This is a genomic window from Micromonospora wenchangensis (assembly GCF_002210435.1).
In the GTDB taxonomy this organism is placed as follows: Bacteria; Actinomycetota; Actinomycetes; order Mycobacteriales; family Micromonosporaceae; genus Micromonospora; species Micromonospora wenchangensis.
This window is the reverse complement of sequence record NZ_MZMV01000067.1, coordinates 1-14,574: the sequence shown is the minus strand read 5'-3', so window position 1 is coordinate 14,574 and position 14,574 is coordinate 1. Positions and strand designations below refer to the sequence as shown.

17 protein-coding genes and 1 riboswitch are annotated in these 14,574 nt (G+C 74.1%); of the genes, 10 read left to right on the top strand and 7 right to left on the bottom strand.

Translation table 11 applies throughout. The features are described 5' to 3' along the window. Window positions 1-61 precede the first annotated feature (61 nt). From B5D80_RS27475 to B5D80_RS27460, 5 genes are all read right to left on the bottom strand, one after another. Window positions 62-811, bottom strand: a complete 750-nt coding sequence (locus B5D80_RS27475; protein ID WP_088646851.1) for an amino acid ABC transporter ATP-binding protein — start codon at window positions 809-811, stop codon at window positions 62-64. Beyond that, window positions 808-1,608, bottom strand: coding sequence for an amino acid ABC transporter permease (locus B5D80_RS27470; RefSeq protein ID WP_088646850.1), 801 nt, complete (start codon window positions 1,606-1,608; stop codon window positions 808-810). The genes B5D80_RS27475 and B5D80_RS27470 overlap by 4 nt, the downstream gene beginning before the upstream one ends. Window positions 1,609-1,647: 39 nt before the next feature. Continuing rightward, on the bottom strand, window positions 1,648-2,544 hold the full coding sequence (locus B5D80_RS27465; protein WP_245855013.1) for an ABC transporter substrate-binding protein: 897 nt from the start codon (window positions 2,542-2,544) through the stop codon (window positions 1,648-1,650). Window positions 2,545-2,641: 97 nt separating this feature from the next. Then, a complete protein-coding gene (locus B5D80_RS33510) occupies window positions 2,642-2,785 on the bottom strand; it encodes a hypothetical protein (protein ID WP_158224252.1) in 144 nt (47 codons plus the stop codon). Between the two features lie 35 nt (window positions 2,786-2,820). After that, window positions 2,821-2,933: riboswitch (SAM riboswitch) on the bottom strand. 67 nt (window positions 2,934-3,000) lie between these two features. After that, complete coding sequence (locus B5D80_RS27460) at window positions 3,001-3,396, bottom strand: winged helix-turn-helix transcriptional regulator (protein WP_088646849.1); 396 nt, start codon at window positions 3,394-3,396, stop codon at window positions 3,001-3,003. 121 nt (window positions 3,397-3,517) lie between these two features. On the opposite strand from B5D80_RS27460, the gene B5D80_RS27455 reads away from it, so the two are divergent. The 3 genes from B5D80_RS27455 (at window position 3,518) to B5D80_RS27445 (ending at window position 5,866) form a co-directional block, all read left to right on the top strand. Next, window positions 3,518-4,366: an SDR family oxidoreductase gene (locus tag B5D80_RS27455; RefSeq protein ID WP_088646848.1), complete on the top strand. Its 849-nt coding sequence runs from the start codon at window positions 3,518-3,520 to the stop codon at window positions 4,364-4,366. A 74-nt stretch (window positions 4,367-4,440) separates the two neighbouring features. Then, complete coding sequence (locus tag B5D80_RS27450) at window positions 4,441-4,977, top strand: RNA 2'-phosphotransferase (RefSeq protein WP_088646874.1); 537 nt, start codon at window positions 4,441-4,443, stop codon at window positions 4,975-4,977. A gap of 178 nt (window positions 4,978-5,155) precedes the next feature. Continuing rightward, window positions 5,156-5,866, top strand: a complete 711-nt coding sequence (locus B5D80_RS27445; RefSeq protein WP_088646847.1) for a GAF and ANTAR domain-containing protein — start codon at window positions 5,156-5,158, stop codon at window positions 5,864-5,866. Between the two features lie 10 nt (window positions 5,867-5,876). Here the strand turns inward: B5D80_RS27445 and B5D80_RS27440 are convergent, their stop codons facing one another. After that, the gene (locus tag B5D80_RS27440) at window positions 5,877-6,608 is read right to left on the bottom strand and encodes a GAF and ANTAR domain-containing protein (RefSeq protein WP_088646846.1); all 732 of its coding nucleotides are present in this window, start codon (window positions 6,606-6,608) and stop codon (window positions 5,877-5,879) included. A gap of 293 nt (window positions 6,609-6,901) precedes the next feature. On the opposite strand from B5D80_RS27440, the gene B5D80_RS27435 reads away from it, so the two are divergent. Further along, window positions 6,902-7,534, top strand: coding sequence for an SGNH/GDSL hydrolase family protein (locus tag B5D80_RS27435; protein ID WP_088646845.1), 633 nt, complete (start codon window positions 6,902-6,904; stop codon window positions 7,532-7,534). Between the two features lie 30 nt (window positions 7,535-7,564). On the opposite strand, the gene B5D80_RS27430 is transcribed toward B5D80_RS27435, so the two are convergent. Then, window positions 7,565-8,122, bottom strand: a complete 558-nt coding sequence (locus B5D80_RS27430; protein ID WP_144081780.1) for a hypothetical protein — start codon at window positions 8,120-8,122, stop codon at window positions 7,565-7,567. Window positions 8,123-8,528: 406 nt separating this feature from the next. On the opposite strand from B5D80_RS27430, the gene B5D80_RS27425 reads away from it, so the two are divergent. The 6 genes from B5D80_RS27425 to B5D80_RS27400 form a co-directional block, all read left to right on the top strand. Further along, the gene (locus tag B5D80_RS27425) at window positions 8,529-10,727 is read left to right on the top strand and encodes a tetratricopeptide repeat protein (RefSeq protein ID WP_088646843.1); all 2,199 of its coding nucleotides are present in this window, start codon (window positions 8,529-8,531) and stop codon (window positions 10,725-10,727) included. Window positions 10,728-10,765: 38 nt separating this feature from the next. Beyond that, window positions 10,766-11,551, top strand: a complete 786-nt coding sequence (locus tag B5D80_RS27420; RefSeq protein WP_158224251.1) for a 2OG-Fe(II) oxygenase — start codon at window positions 10,766-10,768, stop codon at window positions 11,549-11,551. A gap of 250 nt (window positions 11,552-11,801) precedes the next feature. Further along, window positions 11,802-12,104, top strand: coding sequence for an urease subunit gamma (locus B5D80_RS27415; protein ID WP_088646841.1), 303 nt, complete (start codon window positions 11,802-11,804; stop codon window positions 12,102-12,104). Beyond that, window positions 12,101-12,460: an urease subunit beta gene (locus tag B5D80_RS27410; protein ID WP_088646840.1), complete on the top strand. Its 360-nt coding sequence runs from the start codon at window positions 12,101-12,103 to the stop codon at window positions 12,458-12,460. Before B5D80_RS27415 ends, B5D80_RS27410 begins: the two co-directional genes overlap by 4 nt. Beyond that, the gene (locus B5D80_RS27405; RefSeq protein WP_088646839.1) at window positions 12,457-14,160 is read left to right on the top strand and encodes an urease subunit alpha; all 1,704 of its coding nucleotides are present in this window, start codon (window positions 12,457-12,459) and stop codon (window positions 14,158-14,160) included. The genes B5D80_RS27410 and B5D80_RS27405 overlap by 4 nt, the downstream gene beginning before the upstream one ends. Next, a partial coding sequence (locus B5D80_RS27400; protein WP_281253503.1) for an urease accessory protein UreF occupies window positions 14,160-14,574 on the top strand: 415 nt, incomplete at its 3' end. The genes B5D80_RS27405 and B5D80_RS27400, both read left to right, overlap by 1 nt.

Sequence of the window (14,574 nt, the reverse complement as noted above, 5' to 3'; positions counted from 1 at the left end):
CCGTCGGGTCATCTGCACCGTCCGACGCCGCTCCCGCCCTGCCGGGAGCGGCGTCGCCGTCTCAGAGCACCTGGGACAGGAAGCGGCGCAGCCGGGGGTGCTGCGGTGCCTCGAAGACCGCCGCCGGTGCGCCGGCCTCCAGCACGACGCCGTGGTCCATGAACGCGACGGTGTCGGCGACCGAGCGGGCGAAGCCCATCTCGTGGGTGACCACCACCATCGTCATGCCCCCGGCGGACAGTTCGGCCATCACCCCGAGCACCCCCTTGACCAGTTCCGGGTCCAGCGCCGAGGTGGCCTCGTCGAAGAGCATCACCTGGGGTTGCAGGGCCAGCGCGCGGGCGATGGCGACCCGCTGCTGCTGCCCGCCGGAGAGGTGGGCGGGTCGGGAGTCGGCCTTGGCGGCGAGGCCGACCAGCGCCAACTGGGAACGGGCCAGCGCGATCGCCTCCTCCTCGGGCAGCTTCTTGAGCCTGCGCAACGCCAGGGTGATGTTGCGCAGCACGGTCATGTGCGGGAACAGGTTGAACTGCTGGAAGACCATGCCGACGCGCTGCCGCAGGGCGTCCGGGTCGTCGCGCAGCACGCTGCGCCCGTCGAGCAGGACGTCACCAGAGTCCGGTTCGATCAGCCGGTTGACGGTGCGCAGCAGGGTGGACTTGCCGGAGCCGGACGGGCCGATGACGCAGGCCGTCGCGCCCCGGGCGACGTCCAGGTCGACGCCACGCAGCACCCGGTTGGTCCCGAAGGCCAGGTGCACGTCGCGCAGGCCGAGGCTGACCGGGGTGGTGGTCGCGGTGCCGGCGGTCATCGGGGGTCCTCCCGGGTGGGGCGTGGTTGCGGTGGGGCGGTCGCACCGGCCAGGGCCAGCCCGCCGCCGTCGTCGTCGGGGTCGACGGTGACCGCCCGGCCCTGGCGCAGCCGCCGGTCGATGGCGTTGACCGCATGGGTCAACGGGACGGTCAGCAGCAGGTAGCACAGGCCGGCCAGCAGCAGCGCCGACTGGTTGCCGGTGTTGGCGGCGTAGTCCTGCCCGATCCGGAACAGTTCCCGCTGGCTGGCCAGCAGGCCGAGGAAGTAGACCAGGCTGGAGTCCTTGATCAGCGCGATCAGCTGGTTCACCCAGGCCGGCAGCACCCGGCGTACCCCCTGCGGGACGATGACCAGGCGCATCGCCTCACCCCAGGAGAACCCGAGCGCGCGGGCCCCCTCCAGCTGCGCCGCCTCCACGCTCTGGATGCCGGAGCGGAAGATCTCCCCGATGTACGCGGCGGCGATCAGCGACAGCGCGAGGATGCCCAGCGGGTACGGGTTCGGCCCCCACACCTGCATGCCGAGCGGGGCCAGGCCGACGCCGATCAGCAGGATGGTGGCGGCGGCCGGCAGGCCCCGGAACACGTCGGTGTACACCCGGGCCGGCCACCGCAACCACCGGGTACGGGAGATGCCCGCCACGGCCAGCGCCATGCCCAGCACCGAGCCGAGCAGGGCGGCGGAGACCGCCAGGATCAGCGTGTTGGGCAGCCCGACGGTCAGCATCTCGGGCAGCGCCTCGCGCATGGAGTCCCAGTCGAAGAAGGTCTCCCACAGGGTGCTCAACGGATCCATCGTTCTCCCACCGCCCCGCTCGCTGGTCTGGTCGTACCGTCAGGAGGTGGCCGAGGCCGACGGCGTCTTCGCGCCCGGGGCCTTGACGTCGCCGCTGCCGGGGGTGAAGCCGGCCGGGATCGGCCGACCCGGGTAGTACTGCTGCTGGAGCCGGGTCCAGGTGCCGTCGGCGATGACCTCGTCGAGGCCCTTGTCCAGCGCCTCGCGCAGCGCGTCGTTGCCCTTGGCGACGGCGTACGCGGTGGGGGCCGGGCTCAGTTCCGTGGCCGCCACCGTGATCTTGCCGTTGCTGTCGGCGGCCGACTTCTCGCCGATCTCGGCGGGGGCGATCCAGGCGTCGGCGGTGCCGGCCTTGAGCTGGTTGATCGCCCCGTTGTAGTCGGGCACCCGCACCGGGTCGAGCTTGCGCGAGGTGGCGTAGTCGTCCTGCACGGTGCCCTGCACGACCACCACCCGCTTGCCGGCGAGCTGGTCGAAGCCGGTGAGTGGGGAACCGGCCGGCACGTCCAGGCCGAAGTAGCCGAAGTCGTAGCCGTTGCCGAAGTCGACGGTCTTCTTCCGCGCCTCGGTGACGGTGATCGAGGAGCTGCCGACGTCGAACTTGCGGTTGTTGACCTGGGACAGCAGCGCCGAGAAGTCGGTGCCGACGAACTCGACCTTCAGCCCGACCCTGCCGGCGACGGCGACGAGCAGGTCGTTGTCGAAGCCGGTGAACGTACCGTCCTTGAGGTAGACGTTCGGTGGGGCGTCGGTGAGCGTGCCGGCGCGCAGCACACCGGGCTGGAGCAGGTCGTACGGGTTGTCGGCCGGCTCGGTGTCGCCGCCGCAGGCGGTCAGCGTGGTGCCGGCGAGCAGTGCGGCGACGCCGAGCGCGGCGACCCGCTTCCACGCGGCGCGGGGCAGTCGGGGGGTGGGCAGGGCAGGAAGGAATCGCACGGGTGTCTCCGGAGGTGGTCGGGCGGCGGCGGACGCGCGCCGCCGACGGGATGCCCACCGGGCACCCCGCGGGAGGTGTTACGGGAAGAGGGGTCGACTAGCGGCGGCGACAGGAGTCGCTGTGCACCCGCATGAGGTCGACGTGCCGCCGCCTGACCAGCCGGACGCCGACGGACCGTACGGCGGGTCGGGTCACGGCGGTGACGCCGTCGCCGGGTGGGGCGGGTGGTTGGTGCGACACGGGTTCTCCCTGATCGGTGTCGACCTGGGGTGACCAGGCCACGCTTGCACCGGGTCGTTCACCGGTGCCTGGTCCTCACCCGGAGCACCCCACCGTGGCGGAGGGTTGCCGGCCAGCGAGCCGGGGCTTGACGCTGGCGCTCATGACCTGCCCGAAATCTAGCAGCAGCGACCGGCCGGTCGTCCACCCGTTATGACGGCCCTCACGTCCGCCCCTTACCGGCGGGTGGTCCGCGTGGTGGCCGGCGGGCGGCGCAGGGCGTCGGTGTCGTAGCGGGCCCGGGCCGCCTGCACCTCGGCCAGGTGGGTGGTGGCCCAGGCTTCCAGGCCGGAGACGAGTTCGAGCAGGCTGCGGCCCAGGCCGGTGAGGGCGTAGTCGACCCGGGGCGGGACGCTGGCGTGCACGGTGCGGGTGATCAGGCCGTCGCGTTCCAGCCCGCGCAGGGTCTGGGTGAGCATCTTCTGGCTGATCCCGTCGATGCGTTCGGCCAGTTCGCCGTAGCGGCGTCCGCCGTCGGCGAGGGTGAGCACGACCAGCACGCTCCACCGGTCGCCGATCCGGTCGATGACCTGCCGGCTGCCGCAGTCGCGCTGGAACGGGTCGGGTCTCATACCAATACTCTCCATCAGTGCGTCACAAACTTCAAGGTGCCTGCTCTCCGCCGGGAAGTATCGACTCCCACCTGCGTGTTGGCCAGTACGACACGAGCACGTCCACCCGAAGGAGAGCACCATGTCCGTCGTCGTCACCGGGGCCACCGGCCACCTGGGCCGCCTGATCGTCGAATCCCTGCTGCGCCGGGGCGTACCCGCCGGGCAGATCGTGGCCCTCGGCCGCACCGTGGACCGGCTCGCCGACCTCGCCGAGCGGGGTGTCGGAGTCCGGGCCGCCGACTACACCGACCCCGACTCGCTGCGCGCCGCCTTCGCCGACGCCGAGAAGCTGATGTTCGTCTCCGGCAGCGAGGTCGGCCAGCGGGTGCCGCAGCACCACAACGTGATCGAGGCCGCCCGCCGGGCCGGCGTCGGTCTGGTCGTCTACACCAGCATCGCCCACGCCGACACCTCCGACCTGCTGCTGGCCGCCGAACACCGGGCCACCGAGGAGGAACTGCGCGCCTCGGGCCTGCCGTACGTGCTGCTGCGCAACAGCTGGTACCTGGAGAACTACACAGGTCAGCTGGCCGGCTACCTGGCCCACGGGGTCGCCGGGTCGGCCGGCGACGGCCGGGTCAGCGCCGCCACCCGGGCCGACTACGCCGAGGCCGCCGCCGAGGTGCTCACCACCGAGGGCCACGCCGGTCAGGTCTACGAACTCGGCGGCGAGGCGTTCACCATGACCGAACTGGCCGCCGAGGTGTCCCGCCAGAGTGGACGCGACGTCCGCTACACCGACCTGCCGGTGCCGGTGTACACCGAACTGCTCGTCTCCGCCGGGCTGCCCGACCCGTACGCGGCCACCCTCGCCGACGCCGACCGGGGCCTCGCCCGGGGCGCGCTGTACGTGCCCGTGGAGGACCTGGAGAAGCTGCTCGGCCGCCGACCCACCACCCTCGCCGAGGCCCTGCGCGCCGCCGGCTGACCCGGCCGCAAGGGGCGGGCGCGGCACCGGATAACCGGTGGATCGGGCCCGCCACCGGCCCGACAATGCTGCACATGGATCACCACACGCTGGTGCGGACCAGCAAACGGATCGCGCTGGCCCTGCGCCACCGACCCGCCCGGTTCGGCCTCGCCCCCGACCCGGGCGGGTGGGTGGGCGTCACCGACCTGCTGGCCGCCCTGCGGATCGACCGGCCCACCCTCGACGCCGTGGTCGCCGGCAACGACAAGCAACGGTTCGCGGTGACCCGGGACGCCGACGGGGTGGAACGCATCCGGGCCAGCCAGGGCCACTCCTACCCGGTCGACCTGGGGCTGACCGCGCAACCGCCACCTGCGCGGCTCTACCACGGCACGGGGGCCGCGGCCCTCGACTCGATCCGCGCCACCGGGCTGAACCGGGGCGGACGGCACCACGTACACCTGTCGCCGGACGTGCCGACGGCCCGGCGGGTCGGGGCCCGCCGGGGTGGCCCGGTGGTGGTGCTGACGGTCGACGCGGCGGCCATGGCCCGCGACGGCCACACCTTCTACCGCAGCGCCAACGGCGTGTGGCTCACCGACGCGGTGCCGCCCGCCTACCTGGCCTGACCGGCCCCTGCGGGCCACCCGCCGGTGGTGCGTGCGGAGGCGGCCGGCACCGGGTCCGGGTATGGTGCGGATTGTCGCGCACCCCGGTGCGCCGGGCCCACCGTCGGGCCGGGGGCCGACGCGCCACGCGCCCCCCATCACGGGCAGCCGGGGGACGCCACCGGAAAGGAGCCGCGTGATGGCAGCGCCCCCGCTCTCCCCGCACGACGCCCTGGCCCGACTCGGCCGGATCCGCCTCGACGAGGTGGGTGTGGACGAGGTGTTGCGGATGATCGCCGACCTGGCCTGCCGCAGCCTGCATGGGGTGTCCGAGGTGTCGGTGACGCTGCTGCGCGGCGGCAGCCCGCAGAGCGTCGCCGTCACCGGCGACGCCGCGCTGCGGCTCGACGAGTGGCAGTACCGGCAGGGCCACGGGCCGTGCCTGGACGCCTCGGTCACCGGCGACACCCTCGTCGTGCCCGACACCGGCACCGAGGAACGCTGGCCGGGCTGGGCGGCGCGGGCCGTCGACGCCGGCATCGGCAGCGTGGTCGCGATCGGCCTGCCGATCCAGGAGGCGGTGGTCGGTGCCCTCAACCTCTACGGCACCCGGCCGCACGCGTTCGACACCGGGACGGTGGAACTGGCCCGGACGTTCGCCGCGTACGCGGCGGTGGCCCTGGCCAACGCCCACCTCTACGCCAACGCGGCCACCCTGGCCGAACAGATGCGCTCGGCGATGGAGAGCCGGGCGGTGATCGAGCAGGCCAAGGGCATCATCATGGGGCAACGCCGGTGCACCGCCGACGAGGCCTTCGGCATCCTCGCCAAGCTCTCCCAGGACTCCCACCGCCGGTTGCGCGACGTCGCCGCCGCCCTCGTCGGTCGGGCCACCGCCGGCAGCCGCTGACCCCCGTGTCTCAGCGGTCGGCGGCGGTGGGCTGACCGGGCACCGGCTGGGTGACCTGCCGTACCAGGGCCTCCGCCACGTCCCGCAGTTTGCGGTTGGAGTTCTGTGACACCCGGGCCAGCAGTGCGAACGCCTCGTCGGCCGTGCACCGGCGCTGCCCCATGATGATGCCCTTCGCCTGCTCGATCACCGCCCGGTTGCGCATCGCCTCCTGCATCTGCCCGGCCAGCGTCGCGGTGCTGTCATAGAGGTGCGCGTTGGCCAGGGCCACCGCGGCGTGGTCGGCGAACGTCCGGGCCGGCGCGGCCAGCGGGCCGAACGCGCCGACCCGGGTGGCGTACAGGTTGAGGGCCCCCACCACCGCCTCCTGGATCGGCAGGCCCAGCGACATCGAGGAGCACACCCCCACGGCGTGCGCCCGCGCCGCCCACTCCGGCCAGCGTCGTTCCTCGGTCATGTCCGCCACGATCAGCACCGCGCCGGTGGTGGCCGCGTCCAGGCTCGGGCCACGGCCCTGTTCGAACTGCCACCTGTCGAGCTGGAGCGCGAGTTCGCCGGTGTGGGCGGCGGTGGTCGCCTCGGTGCCGTGCACCAGGGTCACCGTCACCTCGGCGGCGGCCGGGATGCTCTCCAGGGCCACCTCGGTGATCCGGGACAGGACGGCGTCCAGGCCCATCTCGTCGTGACGGATGGACCCCAACCGGAGGACAGCCTCGGTGAGGTCGAGCGGTGACTGCGGCATGGCGTCTGACGTCCTTGCGAACCGGCGCGAAACCACCGGCCGGAGCCGGCGGCGCGTGATGGTCGGTCCATGCCGGTGGGCCGCGGGTGCAGCCGCCGGGACGGGCCGGGGACCGCGCCGCTGCTTGACGCTCACGCACGACACCCGGTGGGGGCGTCGGATGCGGAGCACTACTGTACCGGTCGGCCGGCCCGGACACGCGACGGACACCACCGCCGCGCCGAGTTCCGCGCTGGTGTCCCGGTCGGACAGCGGGGATGATGGGCGTCCGACGACGACAGGGGAGCGGACGGATGACGGTGGAGATACCGCGCGACGGTCGGGTGCTGTTCATCGGCGACAGCATCACCGACGCCGGACGGGACCGGACCGACCCCGCCGACCTCGGGGTGGGCTGGGCGATGATGGCCGCCGCCTGGTTCACCGCGCGGCACCCGGGTCACCTGGTGACCTTCCGCAACCGGGGCGTCGGCGGTGACCGGGTACGCGACCTGCGGGCCCGCTGGTCGGACGACTGCCTGGCGCTGTCCCCGCAGGTGGTGTCGGTGCTGATCGGGATCAACGACACCTGGCGGCGGTACAGCAGCGGCGAGGCCACCACCGTCGAGGAGTTCACCGCCGACTACCGGCACGTGCTGGGTGTCACCCGTGACGCGCTGCCCGACGTGCGGCTGGTGCTGATGGAACCGTTCCTGCTCCCGGTCGACGACGACCAGCGGCGCTGGCACGAGGACCTGGACCCGAAGCTCGACGCGGTGCGCAAGCTGGCCGCCGAGTTCGACGCGACGCTGGTCGCGGTGCAGGCACGGTTCGACACCGCCGACGTCGACGACCGGGTGTGGACCGACGACGGGGTGCACCTGACCCCGTCCGGTCACGCCGTGCTGGCCCAGCAGTGGCTGGCGGCGGTCACCCCCACCACCTGACCGCCTCCGGCCGGCGGGGCTGACCGCCGGTCAGCCCCGCCGCCACGGCAGTCGAAGCCGGCGGCCCGACGGCTCGGCACCCAGGTCCAGCTCCGGTTCCGTTGCGCCCCGCCGTCGCCACCGGTTGCCCTGCTGGTCGGTGAAGCACAGCTCCACGGTGGCCGACGCGAAACCGGTCAGGTCGACCGCGCGGTCGACGGTGACGAACAGCTCGCCGTCGCGGTGACCGTTGAGCCGGTCCACCGGACCGGTCACCGCCGCGACCCCGACGACGACGTCCCCGTCGTCGGCCACGCCCCGGACCCGGGGCGTGGCGGTCAGGTCGAACACCGGTCCGTCGCTGTCGTTGGTGACCCGCACCCTCAGCACCCCGCCGCCCTCGATCCGGGTCGAGGTCGACACCAGGCGGGCCTGCCGGGCACGGGCGGCCCGGTCCTCACGCCGGCGGGCCCGGATCTCCCGGCGCAGGCTGAGCACACCGAAGAGCAGGGTGCCCACCGTGCCGAGGCCGCCGAACCAGTCCGGCACCGACCCCCAGTCGATGTGCCCGTGCACGGGCAGCCAGGCCAGCAGATCCACAGTCGACATGGCCGGCACGGTACCGTCGGTCCGCCAACACCCGGTGCGGCCGACGGGCTGACGCCGTCGGCGTCCCCTGCCCGGTCGACCCGACCCGCCGTCCCGTCCACAAGACCCGCACGTTCGGCCCGGGTGGTCGACACGCAGTGATACCGGCGCTGCGGACGGGTAGGGTTGGGGGAAGGATCACCACCCCGGGCCGCACCCGCCCGTGGGGGCGTGGCCCCTGTCGTCCCGCCCCTCCGGGAGGTCAGATGAGTTCCCTCGGTCCCGCTCACCAGACCCGAGCGGCTCGGCCCGCAACGCGGCGGTCCTTCCCGTCCCCGGTCCGTTCCCGGCGCCACGCGGCGCCGGGCGTCCCGTCCACGTTCCGGTCCGGGCGCACCCCGGCCCCCCGCCCCGGCCCCGGTCGGCGATGACCGGGGCGGCGCAGGACGCCGGTTTCTCCATCACCCCGCCCCGCCCCGGTCGGCTGCCGCTGCGCGGCCGCGACGAACTGGTCGAGACGATCCTGCGGGCCGCCGAGCCGCCGGCCGGCACGCCCCGACCGGCCGAGGAGGCCGCCCAGATCCTCTGGGGGCTGGGCGGCTGCGGCAAGAGCGCCACCGCGCTGGAGGTGGCCCGCCGGCTGGAGGCACGCGGTCGGCTGGTCTGGTGGATCTCGGCGAAGGACTCGGCCCGGGTCAGTGCCGGCATGCGCGAGATCGCCGGCCAGCTCCAGGCCCCGGAGAGCCAGCTCGACCTGGCCTGGGCTGGCAAGACCCGCAGCCCGGTGGAACTGGTGTGGACGCTGCTCAACGAGTCGGACCGGCCGTGGCTGCTGATCTTCGACAACGCCGACGAGCCGTCCCTGCTGGCCCCGCTCGACGGCCGGGTCGCCGAGGGCACCGGGTGGTTCCGCCAGCCGCGTACCCGCAACGGGCTGGTCCTGGTCACCACCCGCGACGGTCGCCAGGAGACCTGGGGCGACTGGTCCACCATGCACCCGGTGCGGGAACTCTCCCCACCGGACGCCGCCCAGGTCCTGATCGACCTCGCCGGTGACGCGCCCGGCAGCCTCGCCCAGGCCACCAGCCTGGCCACCCGGCTCAAGGGGCATCCGCTGGCCCTGCGCGGGGCGGGCACCTACCTCGCCGAGGCCAACCGCATCCCGGTCGGCGGCCCCGGGGTGTCCATCCGCACCTACGACGGCTACCGGGAGGCCCTGGACCGGCGCTCCGGCGCCGGCACGACCCGCACCGTGTCGCAGGCGTTCGACCGGGCGGTACGGCCGGTCGTGCAGTCCTGGGAGATGTCGCTGGACCTGCTCGCCGGGCGGGGGCTGGCCCAGGCCCGCCCGGTGCTGCGGCTGCTGGCCTCGCTGGGGGACGCGCCGATCCCGTACCAGATCCTGCTCGACCCGGCCCGGTTGTCGGCGTCCCGACTGGTCGGTGAGATCGGCGAGGACCGGCTGCGCGAGGTGCTCCGGTCGCTCGCCGACTTCGCCCTGGTCGACCTCGGCGTGATCGGGTCGTTGCCCGCGCAGTCGCCGGTCGCGCACGTGGTGACCCTGCACCCGCTGGTACGCGAGCTGGTGCACGACCACCCCGACGTGATCGCCGACCGGCCCGCCTACCACGAGCTGGTGCTCACCCTGCTCGACGTGCTGCGGCTGCGGGACCCGGACCGGCCCCGGGAGGAGGAGTTCGACCCGGACGAGCCCGACAAGTGGGCGAGCTGGCACGTGCTGGCCCCGCCGACGACCGGGGCGGTGCTGGCCTTCTTCGACGCGGGGGAGCTGCCGCGCACCGAGCCGGAACTGCTCACCACCGCACTGGACCTGGCCCGGCTGATCGCCCGCTTCCTGCTGGCCGTCAGCCTGCCCGGCCAGGCCGAGATCCTGCTCGACCGCTGCCTGGCCGCCTGCCGCCGGATCGGCCTGGACCCCCGGGAGCGGGCGGTGCTCAGCCTGCGCCACGAGCGGTCCCGGGCGGCGTTGGAACAGGGGCAGCTGGACTGGGCCGAGACCGAGCTGCGGGAGATCATCCCGGCCCGTGAGGCGCTGCTCGGCCGGGAGCACCGCAACACCCTGGCCAGCCGGCACAAGCTGGCCCGGACCATCTTCGAGCAGGGCCGGTGGGCCGACGCCGAGCAGGAACTACGGGAGATCGTCCGGGCGGAGTTCCGGGTCCGTGGCCCGGAGGACCGGGACACCATGACCGCCCGGCACAGCCTGGCCCGCGCGGTGGCCGCCCAGGGCCGGTACGCCGAGGCCCGCGCCGAGCTGACCGAGATCCTGGAGATCCGGCTGCGGCACTGGGCCCCCGACCACCTGGAGACGCTTACCGTCCGGCACACCCTGGGCTCCTGCCTGCTGCACGAGGGGCGGGCCGCCGAGGCGCTGACCGACCTGCGGGCGATCCTCGCCACCGACACCGCCCGGCGGGAGGAGCAGCACCTCGGGATGATCGCTGCCCGGCACACCCTGGCCGAGGCGCTGGTCGCCACCGGCGACCGGGTGGAGGCCGAGAAGGTCCTCGCCAAGGTGGTCACCGACCGGCGGCGCATCCTCGGCGACGACCACCCCGACGCGGTACGGGCGGAGGCCGACCTGCGACAGCTACAGGGCGGATGAGCGCGGCCCGTGCCGCAGCCGCCCGACGAGGGAGTGACGTGAGCCAACACCTGCGCCGCAGCGACCGGTTGACCCCCGGGTCGCTGCGGGACCTCGCCACCGGGGAGATCGACCTCATCTGGCACCGGGAGTACTTCCCACCGGCCGAGTGCGACGCCGTCCTGCCCCGGGTGGTGGCCGCCGTCGCGGCGGCGAACTTCTCCCTCACCACGGAGTTCACCAGCGTCGGCACCTCGATGGGGCAGGTCGCCAACGGCGGTGACGTGGTCCGCCGGTACCTCGACGACGCGCCGGCCACGACCCGGCTGATCCGGCACGAGGTGTTCGCCGGCCGGCAGTCACCGACCGACCTGATCCGGCTGGACCTCGACGAGATGTGGCCGTACGGGGCGACGGTCGGCCGGCACGAGGGGCGGATGATGCTCCCCGGGGTGCTGCGTCGGATGACCCCCGGTGGCCGGGGCCGCCCGCACATCGACCGCCGGCAGATCCCCCTGCTGGACACGTACCGGCTGCGCCGACGGCTCGGGGTCAACATCTACCTGGAGGTGCCGGCGCCCGGTGACGGCGGCGAGATCGACTTCTGGGGACGCCTGGGGGAGGACGAGTTCGTGGCGCTCAAGGCCGACCCGTTCGACTACGGACTCGACCCGGAACGGGTCGGGCCGCCGCACGACACGGTGCTGCCCGGCCAGGGTGACCTGGTGATGTTCGAGGCGGGCCGGATGCACGGGGTGCGGGAGGTGCGTCGGGGCTGCCGGACGTCCGCCGCCTGCTTCGTCGGGGTACGCGGCGACGCCGACCCGCTGCTGCTGTTCGCCTGACGTCGCGCCGGGGCGTTGCCACGGCCCGGGGTGATCCTCTACGGTCGGTCCAGCGGTTGGCGGTGCGGTCCTTCCCAACCACCACCGCCGAGTGGCCCCGTGGCGGGCCGGGGCCGGTGGGGCCCCGGAGCACCCTGCCGGTGGCCCGACGGCGGTCCCGTGTGTCCTTCCTGCCCCGTGCCCGTTCCGCGCCCCCGGCCCGGTTCCGGCCGTTACGGTGGGAAACACGCCGAGCCGCCCGGGAGATCCCGTGTTCCTCACGCCCCACGAGCAGGACCGCCTGCTCGTCCACGTCGCCGCGGACGTCGCCCGCCGTCGGCGCGAGCGCGGACTGCGCCTCAACTATCCCGAAGCCGTCGCCCTGATCACCGCCTTCCTGCTGGAGGGGGCCCGGGACGGCCGGACCGTCACCGACCTGATGGCCGCCGGTCGGACCGTGCTCAGCCGCGACGACGTGCTCGACGGCATTCCGGAGATGCTGGGGGAGGTGCAGGTGGAGGCGACGTTCCCGGACGGCACCAAGTTGGTGACGGTGCACCACCCGATCCCGTGATCCCGGGGGAGATCCTGCCCGGCGACGGGCCGGTCGAGATCAACGTGGGGCGTCCGGTGACCACCCTGCTGGTGGTCAACACCGCCGACCGGCCGATCCAGGTCGGCTCGCACTACCACTTCGCCGAGACCAACCCGGGGCTGCGTTTCGACCGCGCCGCCGCGTACGGCCAGCGGCTCGCGGTGCCGGCGGGAACGTCGGTGCGGTTCGAGCCGGGCGTCAGCCGCACCGTGGACCTGGTGCCGCTGGGCGGGGCGCGGGTGGTGCCGGGGCTGCGCGGCGAGGTCGCCGGCCCCCTCGACCCGGGCCCGGATGCCGACGGGTCCGGCCCACGCGACGCGGAGGCGGACCGGTGAGCACCGTGGACCGGCGACGCTACGCCGACCTGTACGGCCCGACCACCGGCGACCGCATCCGGCTGGCCGACACCGACCTGCTGATCGAGGTGGAGGTCGACCACTGCGTCGGCGGCGACGAGGCCGTCTTCGGCGGCGGGAAGGTGATCCGCGAGTCGATGGGCCAGTCCCGGGCCACCCGGGCCGAGGGCGCCCTGGACACGGTGATCACCGGCGCGGTGGTGCTGGACCACTGGGGGGTGGTGAAGGCCGACGTCGGGCTGCGCGACGGCCGGATCGTGGCACTGGGCCGGGCCGGCAACCCGGACACCATGCCCGGCGTCCACCCGGACCTGGTGATCGGCCCGTCCACCGAGGTGATCGCCGGCAACGGGCGCATCCTCACCGCCGGGGCGGTGGACACCCACGTGCACCTCATCTGCCCGCAGATCGTCACCGAGGCGCTCACCTCCGGCATCACCACCCTGGTCGGCGGGGGCACCGGCCCGGCCGAGGGCACCCGGGCCACCACGGTCACCCCGAACGCCTGGCACCTGGCCCGGATGCACGAGGCGCTGGACGCCCTCCCGGTGAACGTGCTGCTGCTGGGCAAGGGCAACACGGTCTCCACCGAGGCGCTGTGGGAGCAGTTGCGGGCCGGCGCGGGCGGGTTCAAGCTGCACGAGGACTGGGGGACCACCCCGGCGGCGATCGACGCCTGCCTGCGGGTCGCCGACGCGTCCGGGGTGCAGGTGTCCATCCACACCGACACCCTCAACGAGGCCGGGTTCGTGGCCGACACGCTGCGTGCCATCGCCGGTCGGGCGATCCACTCGTACCACACCGAGGGGGCCGGGGGCGGGCACGCGCCGGACATCATCACGGTGGCCGGGGAACCGAACGTGCTGCCGTCGTCGACGAACCCGACCCGGCCGTACACCCGCAACACCCTCGCCGAGCACCTCGACATGCTGATGGTCTGCCACCACCTCAACCCGTCGGTGCCGGAGGACCTGGCGTTCGCCGAGAGCCGGATCCGGCCGTCCACGATGGCCGCCGAGGACCTGCTGCACGACCTCGGGGCGATCTCCATCATCGGCTCGGACGCGCAGGCGATGGGGCGGGTCGGCGAGGTGATCACCCGGACCTGGCAGAGCGCGCACGTGATGAAGCGCCGGGTGGGCGCGTTGCCCGGTGACGGCCCGGCCGACAACCACCGGGCCCGCCGCTACGTGGCGAAGTACACCATCTGCGCGGCGATGGCCAACGGGCTGGAGCGGGAGATCGGCTCGGTGGAACCGGGCAAGCTCGCCGACCTGGTGCTCTGGGACCCGGCGTTCTTCGGCGTCCGGCCCCACCTGGTGATCAAGGGCGGGATGATCGCGTACGCGCAGATGGGCGACGCGAACGCCTCCATCCCCACCCCGCAGCCGATGCTGCCGAGGCCGATGTTCGGCGCGTACGGCGTGGTGCCCGCCGCGACCAGCGTGGCGTTCGTCGCGCCGGCCGCGTTGGAGGCGGGCCTGCGGCTGGACGTGCGCCGCCCGCTGGTCCCGGTGGCCGACGTGCGTTCGCGGGGCAAGGCCGACCTGCCCGAGAACGGCGCGCTGCCGCGCATCGAGGTCGATCCGGACACCTTCACCGTCCGGATCGACGGGGTGGTGGTCGACCCGGAACCGGTCGCCGAGCTGCCCTTGGCCCAGCGGTACCACCTGTTCTGATGACCCCGTCGAGCATGGTGCTGCTGCTGGCCGACGGCAGGTTCCCCGCCGGGGCGCACGCCCACTCCGGCGGCCTGGAGGCGGCGGTGGCGGCCGGGCTGGTCACCGACCCGGCCACCCTGGCCGGGTTCCTGCGCGGCCGGTTGGCCACCGGCGGGCTGGTCGCCGCCGCGTTCGCGGTGGCGGCGCACCGGGCCGCCGGGGCCGCCGACCGGCGGGCGACGCTGGCCCGGCTGGACGCCGAACTGGACGCCCGCACCGCCGCCCCGGCGCTGCGGGCCGTCTCCCGCCGGCAGGGCCGGGCGCTGCTGCGGGCCGGCCGGGAGATCTGGCCCGGCGGCGGGTTCGACGCCCTGCCCACCGGCCCGTCCGGGCCGCACCAGCCGCTGGTGCTCGGCCTGGTCGCCGCCGCCG

What these genes read in the sequence shown, in the direction of transcription:
- B5D80_RS27475 (WP_088646851.1), bottom strand. Translation starts at nt 811, where the DNA reads ATGACCGCCGGCACCGCGACCACCACCCCGGTCAGCCTCGGCCTGCGC.
- B5D80_RS27470 (WP_088646850.1), bottom strand. Translation starts at nt 1,608, where the DNA reads ATGGATCCGTTGAGCACCCTGTGGGAGACCTTCTTCGACTGGGACTCC.
- B5D80_RS27460 (WP_088646849.1), bottom strand. Translation starts at nt 3,396, where the DNA reads ATGAGACCCGACCCGTTCCAGCGCGACTGCGGCAGCCGGCAGGTCATC.
- B5D80_RS27455 (WP_088646848.1), top strand. Translation starts at nt 3,518, where the DNA reads ATGTCCGTCGTCGTCACCGGGGCCACCGGCCACCTGGGCCGCCTGATC.
- B5D80_RS27450 (WP_088646874.1), top strand. Translation starts at nt 4,441, where the DNA reads ATGGATCACCACACGCTGGTGCGGACCAGCAAACGGATCGCGCTGGCC.
- B5D80_RS27445 (WP_088646847.1), top strand. Translation starts at nt 5,156, where the DNA reads ATGGCAGCGCCCCCGCTCTCCCCGCACGACGCCCTGGCCCGACTCGGC.
- B5D80_RS27440 (WP_088646846.1), bottom strand. Translation starts at nt 6,608, where the DNA reads ATGCCGCAGTCACCGCTCGACCTCACCGAGGCTGTCCTCCGGTTGGGG.
- B5D80_RS27435 (WP_088646845.1), top strand. Translation starts at nt 6,902, where the DNA reads ATGACGGTGGAGATACCGCGCGACGGTCGGGTGCTGTTCATCGGCGAC.
- B5D80_RS27430 (WP_144081780.1), bottom strand. Translation starts at nt 8,122, where the DNA reads ATGTCGACTGTGGATCTGCTGGCCTGGCTGCCCGTGCACGGGCACATC.
- B5D80_RS27425 (WP_088646843.1), top strand. Translation starts at nt 8,529, where the DNA reads ATGACCGGGGCGGCGCAGGACGCCGGTTTCTCCATCACCCCGCCCCGC.